This is a genomic window from Pantoea sp. (genome assembly GCF_028283705.1).
Lineage (GTDB): Bacteria > Pseudomonadota > Gammaproteobacteria > Enterobacterales > Enterobacteriaceae > Pantoea.
The window spans coordinates 40169-54138 of record NZ_JAPWKD010000002.1; the positions used below are offsets into that span (position 1 = coordinate 40169).

Annotated in this window: 13 protein-coding genes; 2 read left to right on the top strand and 11 right to left on the bottom strand. The window is 57.9% G+C overall.

The features are described from left to right. Positions 1-90: 90 nt before the first annotated feature. On the top strand, positions 91-1215 hold the full coding sequence (gene mdoC, locus PW844_RS01220) for a glucans biosynthesis protein MdoC (RefSeq protein ID WP_299446764.1): 1125 nt from the start codon (positions 91-93) through the stop codon (positions 1213-1215). A gap of 31 nt (positions 1216-1246) precedes the next feature. Here the strand turns inward: mdoC and PW844_RS01225 are convergent, their stop codons facing one another. Then, positions 1247-2707 carry a phospholipase D family protein gene (locus tag PW844_RS01225; RefSeq protein WP_299445834.1) on the bottom strand — a complete coding sequence of 487 codons (1461 nt, stop codon included), beginning with the start codon at positions 2705-2707 and terminating at the stop codon, positions 1247-1249. 153 nt (positions 2708-2860) lie between these two features. Between PW844_RS01225 and PW844_RS01230 the strand changes: the two genes are divergently transcribed. Further along, positions 2861-4021: a beta-glucosidase gene (locus PW844_RS01230; protein ID WP_299445837.1), complete on the top strand. Its 1161-nt coding sequence runs from the start codon at positions 2861-2863 to the stop codon at positions 4019-4021. Here the strand turns inward: PW844_RS01230 and PW844_RS01235 are convergent. From PW844_RS01235 to PW844_RS01280, 10 genes are all read right to left on the bottom strand, one after another. Next, positions 4018-4191, bottom strand: a complete 174-nt coding sequence (locus PW844_RS01235; protein ID WP_167379240.1) for a hypothetical protein — start codon at positions 4189-4191, stop codon at positions 4018-4020. The genes PW844_RS01230 and PW844_RS01235 overlap by 4 nt on opposite strands. A 42-nt stretch (positions 4192-4233) precedes the next feature. Continuing rightward, positions 4234-4377, bottom strand: coding sequence for a hypothetical protein (locus PW844_RS01240; protein ID WP_013508612.1), 144 nt, complete (start codon positions 4375-4377; stop codon positions 4234-4236). Between the two features lie 129 nt (positions 4378-4506). Further along, the gene (locus PW844_RS01245; protein ID WP_299445845.1) at positions 4507-6705 is read right to left on the bottom strand and encodes a TonB-dependent siderophore receptor; all 2199 of its coding nucleotides are present in this window, start codon (positions 6703-6705) and stop codon (positions 4507-4509) included. 229 nt (positions 6706-6934) lie between these two features. After that, positions 6935-8170 (bottom strand): beta-ketoacyl-ACP synthase, encoded by a 1236-nt coding sequence (locus PW844_RS01250; protein WP_299445848.1) that lies wholly within the window; start codon positions 8168-8170, stop codon positions 6935-6937. After that, positions 8167-8898: a 3-ketoacyl-ACP reductase FabG2 gene (locus PW844_RS01255; RefSeq protein ID WP_299445851.1), complete on the bottom strand. Its 732-nt coding sequence runs from the start codon at positions 8896-8898 to the stop codon at positions 8167-8169. The genes PW844_RS01250 and PW844_RS01255 overlap by 4 nt, the downstream gene beginning before the upstream one ends. Continuing rightward, positions 8888-9370 (bottom strand): 3-hydroxy-fatty acyl-ACP dehydratase, encoded by a 483-nt coding sequence (locus PW844_RS01260; protein ID WP_299445854.1) that lies wholly within the window; start codon positions 9368-9370, stop codon positions 8888-8890. Before PW844_RS01260 ends, PW844_RS01255 begins: the two co-directional genes overlap by 11 nt. Beyond that, positions 9363-10520, bottom strand: coding sequence for a beta-ketoacyl-[acyl-carrier-protein] synthase family protein (locus PW844_RS01265; RefSeq protein WP_299445857.1), 1158 nt, complete (start codon positions 10518-10520; stop codon positions 9363-9365). Before PW844_RS01265 ends, PW844_RS01260 begins: the two co-directional genes overlap by 8 nt. Continuing rightward, positions 10517-11092: a DUF3261 domain-containing protein gene (locus PW844_RS01270; RefSeq protein WP_299445860.1), complete on the bottom strand. Its 576-nt coding sequence runs from the start codon at positions 11090-11092 to the stop codon at positions 10517-10519. Before PW844_RS01270 ends, PW844_RS01265 begins: the two co-directional genes overlap by 4 nt. Beyond that, positions 11089-13401 (bottom strand): MMPL family transporter, encoded by a 2313-nt coding sequence (locus tag PW844_RS01275; protein WP_299445862.1) that lies wholly within the window; start codon positions 13399-13401, stop codon positions 11089-11091. The genes PW844_RS01270 and PW844_RS01275 overlap by 4 nt, the downstream gene beginning before the upstream one ends. Further along, positions 13367-13966, bottom strand: coding sequence for an outer membrane lipoprotein carrier protein LolA (locus tag PW844_RS01280; protein WP_299446767.1), 600 nt, complete (start codon positions 13964-13966; stop codon positions 13367-13369). The genes PW844_RS01275 and PW844_RS01280 overlap by 35 nt, the downstream gene beginning before the upstream one ends. Between the last annotated feature and the right edge of the window lie 4 nt (positions 13967-13970).

Consider the following 13970-nt stretch of genomic DNA (forward strand, 5'->3'; position numbering starts at 1 on the left):
AGTATACCCTGTTTACAGCCGGTAGAATTTTACTCCGGCATAATCCGGTTTCAGGGCGAAGCCGGCCAGGACACAGACAATTGGATGCTTATGACTGCAGCAAAATCCGAACGCGAATATTTTCTCGATTCGATTCGAGCTTATTTAATGTTATTGGGCGTGCCTTTCCACGTTTCCCTGATTTACTCCACACAAAGATGGTCAGTAAATAGCCAGGATGCCTCGATGTGGCTGACGGTGTTGAATGATTTCATTCACGCCTTCCGCATGCAGGTGTTTTTCGTCATCTCCGGCTATTTTTCCTACATGCTTTATCTGCGCTATCAGCCACAGCGCTGGCTGAAGGTCCGCCTGGAGCGCGTGGGTATACCGCTGCTGACCGCCGTGCCGCTCATCACTTTGCCGCAGTTTTTTATGCTAAAAAATCTCACGGACAAAGTAGGAGATTGGGACAGCTTCACCCTGTATCAGAAATACAATGCGCTGGTGTGGGACCTGATCTCCCATCTGTGGTTTCTGGTGGTGCTGGTGATCCTCACCACGCTGGGGATGATCACCTTCCGCTGGCTGCGTAGCCAGCATCGTCAGATTGATTATAACCGGGTTGGCTGGGGCAAACTGACGCTGGCCCTGCTGGCGTGGGCACTGTTGTGGTGTGTTTTCCGTCGTCTCATTTTTACCTTCCAGCCCAACTGGCTAATGGATGGCCTGTTCAGCACCGCTGTGATGCAAAGCCTGTTCTTCCTGCCGTTTTTCATGCTGGGCGCGCTGAGCTGGAAACATCCGCCACTCAAGGCGTTATTTGTTCGTTTTAATCCGGTGATGTGCTTTGGGGCAATCGCGGTGTTTGTCGCCTACAGCCTGAATCAACGCTTTAGCAGTGGTGATGGCTGGCTGTATGAAATCGACGACGTGATTTCTACCCTGATGGGCTTGTGCATGCTGAACGTCTGCTTCTGCTTCGGGCATAAACTGCTGAACAGCCACTCACCACGCATCATGTATCTGGTGAATGCTTCACTGTTTATTTACCTGGTGCATCACCCACTCACTCTGCTGTACGGCATTTTTATCACTCCGCTGATCAGTAATGACACCCTGGGCTTTTTCCTCGGCTTGTTGATGGTGTTTGGCGTGGCATTTACGCTGTATGAAATCCATCTGCGTATTCCGTTGCTGCGTTTCCTGTTCTCCGGGAAACCGCAACGCAAATAACCGCCGGGCCAGTTTAGCTGGCCCGTTTTATTTACAGCAACCACTCAATCGGCAAGCGCCACACCAGCCGTACCAGCAAACGCTGTACCCAGGTGGATTGCGGCTCATGGATATGCACCACCTCACCCGCCTCTTCCGGATATTCCACCCAGTTCACCCGGCCCCAGCCATCAAGCCGTAAGGTCCAGGCGCGATCGCGCATCCCCTGAATAAAGCGCTGATGGGTGCGTTGCGCCAGCTCATCACTTTCAATCACCAGCCCCATTTCGGTATTCAGCACCGCAGAGCGCGGGTCGAAATTAAACGAGCCGATAAAGACTTTACGATTATCCACGGTAAAAGTTTTGGCGTGCAGGCTGGAGCCAGAGTTACCGGTCAACCCACGGTCATGCGGTGCCTCGCTGGCATTGGCCTGCGGCTTCAGTTCATACAAAGCAATGCCGTGCCGCAGTAGCTTCTTGCGCCAGCGCGCATATCCGGCATGCACCACGCTGACGTCATTGGCAGCCAGCGAGTTGGTCAGCACGGCGATTTTCACCCCGCGCCGCTTCAGTGCCAGTAACTGCGCCACCCCGGCGCGCGTCGGCACGAAATAAGCCGAGATGATGTCGAATTGCTGTTGCGGCGTGCCAATCACCTCCAGCATACGCTGTGGCAGCAGGGAAGAACGCTTCGCTTTCCCCAGCCCTTTGCGTGGGTCATCGCTTAATAAACGCGTGGCCGCCCAGGTCATACTCAGCGTCCCTTCCGCCATCTGGCTGACAAAAGAAGAGTGTTCCAGCCGGGCCATATAACGCAGCACCGCTTCACTGTGCTGCCAGGCGGTGGGCAGCCGTACCGCCTGACGTCCATCGTGATCGACTTCCACCACGCAGTGCAACGGTGACACCGCTTTGCTGTGCCAGTAACGGTTGAAATCGTGCCCCACCTCCTCCACCACCGGGCCGATCGCCAGCACATCCAAATCGGTAAACAAGGGTTCATCGCCGGTGCCAAAATACTCGTCGCCGATATTACGCCCCCCGACCAGGGTCGCGGCACCATCCACCGTCAGGCTTTTATTGTGCATACGGCGATTCAGCCGGGCGAAGTCGGTCAGATAGCCGAGCATACGTAACGTGCGAAACGAGAAAGGATTGAACAGCCGGACAGAAATGTTGGGGTGGCGCTCCAGCTCGGCGAGGGTCTCATCCAGCCCCGGGGTATTGTTATCATCCAGCAGCAGGCGCACTTTAACGCCGCGCTCCGCTGCGTCCAGCAGTGCGCTAAACAGCAGACGGCCCGACATATCGTTATGCCAGATGTAATACTGCACATCCAGCGTACGCCGGGCCATGCCCATCAATAAATAACGTGCGGCAAATGCGTCCAGCCCATCATTGAGGGGATGAATACCACTCATGCCCGGATGTGGCGCACAGCGAGCATCAATGATGTCATTGAGCCAGTTTTGGTCATTTTCCACAGAATCACGCGGTGCGGCTTCGCTCATACAGGCTCCCTGAAACTCATCATATTCTTATTGTTGGAGGCCGCAGCGCGCATCGCAATCAGAGGCGTCCGGTAACAGTTGCTGGCCCGCTGTTAATTTAGTCTAGACTTAGCGAAACGTTCTGCATTCGGCGTGCCCCGTGAGGAGAGGAAAATGGCGCAGCACCCCCTTGTTCCCCCGTCCCCGCGCTATCAGCCCCGGCTGTTTCGCAGTTTTTTTCAGGGCAGTTTTCCCTGCTCCAGTGCCCGTCGCGCCGGAGGAAGACGCCTCGATATGGTGATCAGTAGCGGCCATGACATGCTGCTGGACAAAGATTATGCCGCTCTGGCGCAGGAGGGGTTACGGACCGCACGCGATGGCGCGCGCTGGTATCTGATTGAAGCCACCCCTGGCGAATATGACTGGCGATCTTTTCTGCCGATGGTGCACGCTGCCGCGCGTCATGATTTGCAAATCATCTGGGAACTGATGCATTTTGGTTATCCCGATCATCTCGATATCTTCCATGCCTCATTTGTCGATCATTTTGAACGCTTCGCGCGTGCGATGGCGCAGCTGATGCGTAATGAAGGCGTGGAGCAGCCGTTCTTTACTCCCATAAATCAGATCTCTTTCTGGTCGTGGGCCGGTGCGGATGTGGCGTGGCTCAATCCTTACGCCAGCGATCGGGGTAAAGAGCTGAAGCGCCAGCTGGTGCGGGCGTCACTGGCGGCGATGCATGCGATTCGCGAGGTGTATCCGCAGGCGCGTTTTGTGCTCACCGATCCACTGGTGCAGGTGGCCGCCGATCCTGCGAATCCCGATAGCAAACCCTATGCCGATGCGCAGCATCAGGCGCAGTTCGAAGCCTGGGACTGGCTGGCCGGGCGTGATGCGCCGGAGCTGGGTGGCAGCGAAGATTTTCTCGATATTCTTGGCCTGAATTATTACCCGGATAACCACTGGTTTTTCCCCGGTGACCCGTTGCCGGATGACCATCCCTCACGCCTGCCGCTGCATCGGCTGCTGTTGCAATGCTGGCAGCGCTACCAGCGACCGCTGCTGCTGGCAGAAACCGGGGCGGAAGGTGACGCGCGTACGCCCTGGCTGCACCATGTTTCTGCAGAGGCGATGCTGGCACTGGAGCAGGGGGTGGCGCTGGAAGGCATTTCACTTTATCCGGTGGTGGAGTATCCGGCATGGGCTGACGATCGCCGATCGCCAGGGCCGTTATTTGGTCTGGGGGATCCGAATGGCAATCGTACGCTACATGAAGCGTTGGCGCTGGAGTTACGCAGTCAGCAGATTAAGTGGCAAAAGCGGCGGCAGGATTAGGACTGCTGGGTTTCGGCGTTTTTCGGGCCGCAGGTTTGCACATCGAGAGAACGGTCAGCAGGATGGCGCACATCGGTGAGCCAGGTCATGGTAAACAGGAATACCACGCCAATCAGACAGGCCGAAAGCAGGCCAATTATGGCGATCAGTTTGTCATCTCTGGATTCCATCGACATCTCCTTGCAGGCTTCCGATACCCGTTGCAACAAGCCTTAGCTCATCCATAACGTCATCATCAGGACAAAGATTATAAGGGTAACCGAGGTCACTGCAAGTACCACAATGGCAAACTGCGCATCGTCCAGCGGCTGGCGCAAGGGTTCGTCGTGATCGTCGGGTGGAGCAGGTGAACTCATGTGAACTCAACAAAAATAAGGGAAACCAGCAGCAACGTTACCGCTCCGAGTGTAATGGAAAGCGGCCAAAGATGAAGAATTATTTCAGCACGAAATGAAAACGGGGCGCAATCGCGCCCCGCTGAGAGATTAAAAGTCGTAGCTCATGCTGACTTTTAAGGTGCGCGGATCGCCCTGCGTCAGGTAGGTCCCTGAGTAGTCGATATTCGCCCAATACTTCTCGTTGGTGACGTTTTCCACCGCCACGCGCCAGACAACATCGTTTTGGTTGATCTTCGTGCGATAACGCAGCCCCAGATCCAGCGTGGTGTAAGCATCGATACGTTTGGTATTGGCAGAATCCGCCCATTGTGAACCGGTATGGTTCAGCAACGCGGTGGCGGTCAGCCCCTCAACCGGTTTGATATCGTACTCTGCACCCAGCGCATAGTTATAACGCGGTACGCCAATCGCCTGTTTGCCGTCGTACTGGCCTTTTGCCGTTTTCACCATTTCCGGATTAATCCAGGTGGCGCTGGCGTTGAGGCGGAAACCGAGTACCGGCTCACCGAACACATTCAGCTCTGCGCCACGGTGGCGCTGTTCGCCATTCATGGCAAAGACGTTGTTGCTGTCGAGAATGCCCGATGGCTGTTTGATTTCAAACAACGCCAGGGTGCCCCCTACGCGGCCAAAGTCACCTTTGACACCGATTTCATTCTGCTTCGAATGCGCAATCCCGGTCACAGCACCATAGTTGGTGGCACTGGTAGGGGCTGTTGAACCCGGCTGCAACGCCTCGGTATGGTTGGCGTAGAGGGAAACGGTCTGCCACGGCTTATACACGATGCCGTAAGTCGGCATCCAGCGGCTCTGGGTATAACGCGAGCTGACGTCTTCTTCCTGAGTGTTGTAGTCGTAGTTACGTACCCACACTTTCTGATAACGCGCGCCCACGGTGAACAACAGCGTGTCATTAAACGCGCCGAGAGTATCACTCAGCAGATAGCCCTGAGTACGGGTACGCGCGGTGGTTTTCGGATCATAAAACTCACCACCGGCATAGGTCGGATCAGGACGAGACACCTGCACCGGATCGTAGATGTTGTAGTTGTAACCTGACAACGACATGCGATACGCGTTTTTCGCATTGGTGGTCAACGCGGAGTAACCAACGTTCACTTTATGCGAGATCGGCCCGGTATCGAAGTTGCCACGTACCCCGAGCATACCGCTCATATTGTCCTGACGGCGGTTGGTTTCGAAGGTGTTGATGGACACATCACCTGCGGTATTCAGCAGTTTTGGCGTGGCATAGTTGCCGATTTCATGGGCATGCTGCGCCCCCAGCGCGGCATACGCGGTCCAACTATCGGTAAGGTCATACTCTGCTTTTGCCATGCCCCATTCGTTTTCAATATTGCTGAAGACCCAGGGCTGGCTGTAGTTAGTGGAGTTAGAAGGCACCGCCGGCAGCGAGTCAACGCCGCTGATATTGACGCCCATACGACCATCATGGAAGGTCTTTTTCTGGTAGCCGAAATCCAGCGAGGTACGCAAACGCTCGCCACGGTAATCGAGACCGATGGACGCCGCTGTGGTGCGTTTTTTCTCACCATCAACCCCGGTTTCACCTTCGCGGTTAACCGCGTTGAAGCGCACGCCAAACTGGTTGTTATCACCGAAACGGCGGCCAATATCGAGGCTGCCACCCACCTGCGAGGACGAGGTGTAATCAACCCCCACACGGGTCAGCGGCGCATCATCCGCATGTTTCGGTTCAAGGTTAATCAGACCACCGACGCCGGTGCTGGCGGCACCATTCAGCAGGCCGTTAGCCCCTTTGAAGATTTCCACGCGATCAATCAGGGAAGCATCCATCACCTGACGCGGTACAACGCCCGGCAAGCCGCTAAACGTCATATCATCGCCATCGAGGCGGAAGCCGCGAATACGGTAACTTTCTGCGAAGTTGCCGTAGCCTTTGACGTTTTGCACCGTGGCATCATTACGGATGACGTCGGCAATGGTTTTTGCCTGTTGATCCTGAATCGCTTTCGAGGTGAAGCCAATGACGTTGAACGGGACATCCATCGCATTTTGCTCACCCAGCATGCCAAGACGGCCGCCGTGCGCGATCTGCCCATCAAGATAAGCCGGGACTAAATCGTTCCCGCCAGGTTTGAAGTCATTCTGCGGTGTCGCCACTACAGTCAGCGTTTTCTGTTCTTTTTTCGCCGCATCTGCGGTGGTGTTGGTGGTAGCAGCCATCACTGGCAAACAACCGGCACTGACCATTACAGCCAACAGCGTCGGTTTCAGTCCGGGATTGAAAGGCATTCTGCGCATGGATATCCCCTAATGCAAAATCAACTGATAATCATTATTATTGCGGTTTGCGATTATGCGGACAGCGGCGCTGAATGCAAGAAAATTCCTGGCATTTCTTTACAAATTCCAGAGGTAAGGGAGGATTTCCGCGGGGGTTCTCAGCATGGTGCACATCATTGCACGATAAATCGTGCCGCTACGGTAGTGTGCGATTCGTAGCAGCGCAATTTATTGCGCGGGGTTTCCGCTATGTGCCCTGCCAGCGGCGAAACACCAGCGAGGTGTTAATGCCGCCAAAGGCAAAATTGTTCGACTGGACATACTCCGTCTCAATATGGCGCACGTCATCCATGATGTAATCCAGCGCACCACACTCCGCGGCGGGCTGTGTCAGGTTGAGAGTCGGAACAAACCAGCCTTCACGCATCATCTCAATACTCATCCATGCTTCCAGCGCACCGCAGGCTCCCAGCGTATGACCAAAATAACTTTTCAGCGATGAGATCGGTGTGCTGGCACCAAACACCGCTGCCGTGGCCTGGCTTTCGGCAATATCGCCGCGATCGGTAGCGGTCCCGTGCGCATTAATATAGCCAATCTGATCCGGCGTCAGCCCGGCACTTTGCAGGGCACGTTCAATGCAAATCTGCATGGTTGCCTGTTGCGGTTGCGTGATGTGAGCCGCGTCGCAGTTGGTATGAAAACCCATCAGCTCGGCATAAATGGTGGCGCCGCGCGCCTGCGCATGTTGCAGCGATTCCAGAATCAGCGTGCCCGCCCCTTCGCCAATCACCAGTCCATCACGCTGTTGATCGAACGGTGCAGGCGTGGTGTGCGGCGCGTCATTGCGCTGGCTGGTGGCAAACAGCGTATCGAAAACCGCCGCTTCCGACGGACAGAGTTCTTCCGCCCCGCCCGCCACCATCACCGTCTGATAACCGTGACGAATCGCCTCCCAGGCATAACCAATCGCCTGGCTGCCGGAAGTACAGGCGCTGGAGGTGGGGATCACCCGCCCGCGCAGACCAAAAAACAGTCCGGCATTGACCGCTGTGGTATGCGGCATCATCTGCACATAGGTGGTGCCGGTGATATTGTTGGTGTGTTTTTCCGTCAGCATGGTGGCAAATTCACTGACCGGCCCGGTGCTCCCCGTTGAGGAGCCATAGGCAATGCCGGTTTCACCATTGGTCAGCACCGGGTTGCCAATCAGTCCCGCCTGCTCCAGCGCCAGCTCGGAGGCCCGCGTCGCCAGCAGCGATACGCGTCCCATGGCGCGGATCCGCTTGCGGGTGTAGTGCTCAGGCAAGGTAAAATCATCCACCGGCGCACCCAGCAGAGTATGCAGACCAGCGTAAACCTGCCATTCCGGCATGTGACGCACCGCATTTTTGCCCTGCTTCAGGCGCGCAGCCACGGCTGCCCAGCTCTCGCCAAAGGCGGTGACGCCACCCATTCCGGTTACCACCACACGCTGAATCACAGCATCCCCCCATTGATTGAAATCACCTGGCGCGTGACGTAACCGGCGATGTCCGACATCAGATAACCTGCCAGCCCGGCCACTTCTTCCGCTGCCCCCATGCGTTTCATCGGGATTAGCTTCAGCGCTTCATCAATCACCTGTGGTTCCAGCCCGGCCATACCGGTATCGATCAGTCCCGGCGCAATGCAGTTAACGGTAATTTTGCGTTTCGCCAGCTCAATCGCCAGCGCTTTGGTAGCACCGATAATGCCTGCTTTTGCCGCGCTGTAGTTCACCTGGCCGCGATTCCCCATGATGCCGGAGACCGACGATAGAGTGATAATACGTCCCCCCTGGCGCAGTCCAATCATCGGCATCACACAAGGCTGGATGACGTTATAGAAGCTGTCGAGATTAGTATGAATCACACTGTCCCACTCCTCATCAGTCAGTGCCGGGAACGCCGCATCCCGCGTGATTCCGGCATTGCTGACCACACCATAGTAAGCACCATGCGTGGCGATATCCTGCTCCAGCGCGTCCCGTGTCATCTCCCGCTGCGCCACGTCAAACTGCAACGTCCGGCCAGATCCCCCCGCTGCAACAATCTGTTCCAGAGTGTGTATCGCACCGCTGGCATCACGGTGATAATGCACCACCACATGGAAACCATCCTGCGCCAGGCGCAATGCAATGGCGCGTCCAATTCCCTTACTCGCCCCGGTCACTAACACGCTACGCGTCATGGTGTTCTCCTTGTGCTAATAATCGTTGTAATTCGTCATCATCCGGTTGCCAGGTATTCAGCCGCCCACTGGCCAGGCACAGGTCTCCGTGGCGGATTTCCCCTTCAAAACTGCCAAGGCGCTCATCGCGCATCAGCAAATGCATCACCACCTGCAAGCTCGCACCGGCCGGAAAGGTGGCTGCCGCCGCGCGATAGCCGCGTCCACCCAGCAGCATGCCGGGGCGAATCTGCGTCACGCCTTGCTCGCGGGCATGAAATCCTGACCACACCCCCACCGTCTGCGCCATGATCTCCACACCAAACCAGGCAGGCAGTTCACCCTGTGGGGTAAGAAACGGGGCCAGCACTCCCTCGGGATCAATGGTCACCTGGCAAATCACGCTATCGGCGGTGACGCTGAAGACACGATCCAGCAATAACATTGGTGCGCGATGCGGCAAATACGCCTCTGGCGGCAAAAAATCAGCCATCGATTCGTCCTGTAATCAGGCAGGTATTGTTCCCGCCAAAAGCAAAAGAATTGGAAGCAATCACCGGCCGCACCAGCAGGGTCGGCTCGCTAATCAGACCGCAGTCCGGCAACGTGGGATCGCGTTCGGATTGTGAAAAATCCTGCGCGGGCAGCAGCAGCGGCTGTTCCAGCAACAACAAAGACAGCGCGGCCTCAGTGGCACCGGCTGCACCCAGCGTATGGCCAGTCAGATGCTTGGTAGAACTACAGGGGACGCGCTCGCCAAACAGACGATGAATCACCGCCGCCTCGACCTGATCGTTAAGCGGTGTGGCGGTGCCGTGCAGGTTGATATACCCCACCTGTTCAGGAGATAGCCCCGCCTGCTGCAAAGCCATGATCATCGCACGCTCGGCGCCGATGCCCTCCGGATGCGGGGCCGACATATGCCAGGCATCCGATGATTCGCCCACCCCCAGCAATGCCAGTGGCTGTGGTTCCCGCGTTAGCAACAGCAGCGCTGCCGCTTCACCAATCGAGATGCCATCACGATCGCGGCTGAATGGCGCACATTGCTGTTCCGATAACGACTCAAGGCTGGCAAATCCATTAATAGGCATACGGCTCAGCGAATCGGCCCCCCCCACCAGCGCCACATCCGCCAGACCAGCGGCTATCAGGCGTTCACCGCTGATAATCGCCCGGGCGCTGGAAGAACAGGCGGTGGAAAGGGTGTAGGCCGGGCCATCCAGCTGCAACAAATCGGCCAGGAAGCGCGAGGGATCGCCCAGTTCCTGCATCCGGTAGTCATAACCGGCTAAGCCCACGCTGACCTGGCGATCACCTTCATCCACTCCCGAGGTGCTGGTGCCGAGCACCACCGCCACCCGATCGCGGCCATATTGCGCAATTGCGGCCTCCAGCGCCGGGCGAATTTGCGCCAGTGCCGCCAGTAGCAACCGGTTATTACGGGTATTGTGCGCCGCCAGCGCCTGCGGCATGGCGGGTAGCTCGCCCAGCACCTCCCCCAGCCAGCAGCGTTTACCTGCCTGCAACCAGCCGTCGCGCGGTTGCATCCCGGGGGCCTCGCCCTGCTGCAATTGCGCGGCGATCTGCGCAGGGCTGTTGCCCAGTGCGTTGACCATGCCGTAAGCCGAGATATAAATCATGATGCGTCCAGGGTTTGAATCTGAATCTGATAACCAAAAGCCCGTTGTTCGATGCTGATGGGGTCACGTTGTCCGCCACGTTGCTGATAATGAATCAGCGTCACCACCGTGCCGGAGGGGTCGCGCAGCTCGCGCCGATCGCCGATATCCTGCAACTGCCAGCCGCTGGGTAACTGCGGCTGCCAGGCGCTAATCGGCCAGTGGCTGAGCATAATATCGGCCAGTACCTGGCTGGCTGGCGGCATCTCCGGCAACGCCATCATCTGTTGAGTATGGACGCCACTGGCGTCATACGTGACGCTGAACAACCGAATGCCGAGCGACGACAATCCGGCGAGGCTGATGTGATGCTCATCCGCCGCCAGCAACACCAGCAGCGATTGTGTTTTGCCCTGGTTATGGCCGGTTAGCAGCTGTTGCTGCTGAAACGCCGGAGAAATGCCCGGAGCAGGCAAGGTGACGCGGACGCCCGGTTTGAGCCAGGCGGTTGGCCGGTTGGGTTGTGCCATCTGCTGCGCACAGCCGCCGAGCAGCAAGCTTAACAGCAGTAAAATCAGGCTTTTCTTGATCATGGTTTTCTTTTCCCTGCGGCCAGCGGGGCCAGCAAAAATGCGCAGAAGATGCCGCTGCACAACACCGTACCAAAGCTGCTGATCGCCGCTGTGCTGCTGAATACCAGCATGCCCAGCGTCAGCAACGTGGTCATCATCGCCAGCGTCACCGCTAGCATCGAGGTCAGCGGCGTACCCCGTGGATTGCTGAAAAACAGCGTGTAATTGATACCGATCCCAAGCACCAGAATCAGCGCCAGTAAGGCAAAAAGGTTGAGCGTGGCACCGATCCAGCCGAGTGTCGCCAGCGCTGCCGCCAGCGACAGCCAGGACGGTAGTGCGCTGCGCAGACCCGCTTTCAGCCCGAGGCGGATCAGGTAGCTCAGGGTAATCAGCAGCAGCGCCAGCGCCAGCAAACCGCTCAGCAGGGTGCGCCAGAAGGCAAACAGCTGATCGTAGCTGGCTTTGCGATCAACCCAGCTGACTCCCTTCTGCTGCATGGCCAGTTGCTGGAGCGCGCCACTGTTGCGTACCCCTGACACCGGCACCAGCACACTGCTACGACCATCCGGCAATGACAGCCAGAGCAAACGCCAGCCCTCGCTGAGCGGGCTTGCCAGCCAGTTTTCCGGCGTCACCGGCATAGCACGCAGATCGGCCTGCGCTGGTGTGACGCCCGCCTGTTGCAGGCGGGCTGCAATCGCCGGGGCCGCCTGGTGCAACAACGCCACATCCTGTTGCTGCTGCGCCAGCGAGTTGAGCGGCAGCAGACGATAACCGGACATATCGCCGCGTTGCTGCGCCTGTTGCAGCGCGGGTGACAGCGCGCTGAGGCGTTGCAGGGTTTGCTGGGCATTATCGCCCCACACCACAAACCAGGTTTGATCGGCCTGCTGGCCGGTGAGTTGCGCCAGCTGGCGATCCTGCGCCAGCAACTGCGCCGGAGCGCTTTGCAGATGAGCAATATTATCGTCCACCCGCAGTTGCAGAATGCCGGTCAGCGCATACATCGCCACCAGCGCAGGCAGTCCCCACATCAATGCGCGATTGCGTCGCCACGCCGCCAGCCAACGCGCCAGACACACCCTACCCGGTACCGGGCGCACCGGCAGGCCACGCACCAGCCACGGATAAAAGCAGATCACCGTCAGGCAGGAGGCGCTCAGGCCACTGGCGGCAAACACCGCCAGCTGCCGCAGGCCGGGAAACGGAGCCATTAACATCAGCAGCCAGGCAATGGCGGTGGTGACAAGCGCCAGCAGCAACGTGGCACGCACTTTAGCCAGACTTTGCCACGGTGTGGATTGGTTGCCATGCACCATGCGTTCGGTCAGATAATAAAGGGTATAATCCGCCGAGATCCCGACGATGCTCAGGCTCATCACCAGCGTCGTCAGATGCAGTTCACCGAAGCACAGTAAGGTCACCACCGTGCCCGCCATCGCGCCAATCGCCACCGACAGCGCGCACAATGCCAGCGGACGCAGCGAGCGGAACACCAGACAAATCAGCAGCAGCAATCCCCCCAGCGTGACGCTGCCGAGGGTCTCCACATCGTGTTGTGCACGCTGGCTGGCATCATTGCTAAATAACACCGTGCCGCGCGTCAGCAACCGGGCATCTGGCCAGCGGGTTTTCAGCTGCTGCTCCAGCTGCTGGAGCGCCGTTACCAGCTGATGGCTTTGCTGAATGCTGAAGGCATTGCTCGCCAGTTCGCCATGCAGGAAGTACCAGCGGCGCTGCTGCGGGTCACTCACCGTCAGCCAGCCATTACGCAACACCATTTTGCTGGCATTTTGCTGCAAGGCCAGCTGCGCCCCGCGTACCAGCAGCAGCGGATCATGTTGTAATTCCTGGCTGCTGACACCCGCAAAGGCGGAAAACAGTTGTGCCAGAATCCAGTCCGCCTGGGCGGTGCCGCCATGTTGCAGACGCGCACGCGTGGCCTCGTCGATCAAGCCATTACGATGCTGCCAGGCGAAACTGCCCCAGCGTTGCAGCTGCTGATCGTCCATCGCGCCACTGACCTGAGCCAGCATCGGCAGCGCCTGCAACTGCGCCTGCCACCAGGCTGCCGCGGCCTCACCATCCTCACCGTCGGTGCTAACCAGCCACACCAGTTGCCGATCAAGACGCTGCATAAACGCCTGCTGGATCTCTGCCGGGGCCTGGCCGAGATTCTGCTGCGGTAACAGCGCCAGCACGCTGCTATTGATCTGGCTGCGTGGTAATAACAGCGCCAGCGCCATCGTCAGCGCCAGGCATACCACCAGCCACAGCCGCGCGAGGTTTTTTTCACGGTGCCACAGCAAAACGCGCGCGCTCCTCATCGGTCAGATGGCCGGGTTCGGTACGGGTATCGCTCAGGGTGATTTCTGTCTTATCCCCCTGCTTGTCATCGAGGCGGATTTGCTGAAGAAACGCGCCCCCCTGCAAATCGATGCGGTTAAAGATTTTATTCAGCGGCGCTGCTTTCGGTATCAGACCGAGCTGCCAGTTATCCTTACCCTGTGCCTGAAATTCGAGGGTGAAATTCTCCCGCAGCACTTTCTCATCGGCCTGAAATAACGCACGCAGCAGATGGTTAAACTGGAACATCTGCGGGTTGCTGTCGGCGGTGATCACCTGGGGCGGCTGGCCGCTGATGCTCTGCACCATGCGCCGGTCATCCAGCAGCAGCGTCATGGGAAAAGGCGTGTTCTGCTGCCACCACAGCCCCTGCTGCTGCGCAATCAGCAATTGCCCGCGTGACACCAGCGGTTGCGCCATTCCGGCAATGGTCCGCACCTGAACGAAGTTGGCGCGGATCACCGGCTGGCTGGCAAAGCGCTGTTGTAGCTGGTCGAGCGTCACCGCACTGACGCTGGCACTGCACAGCAGCAGCAACATAGTCATAAAA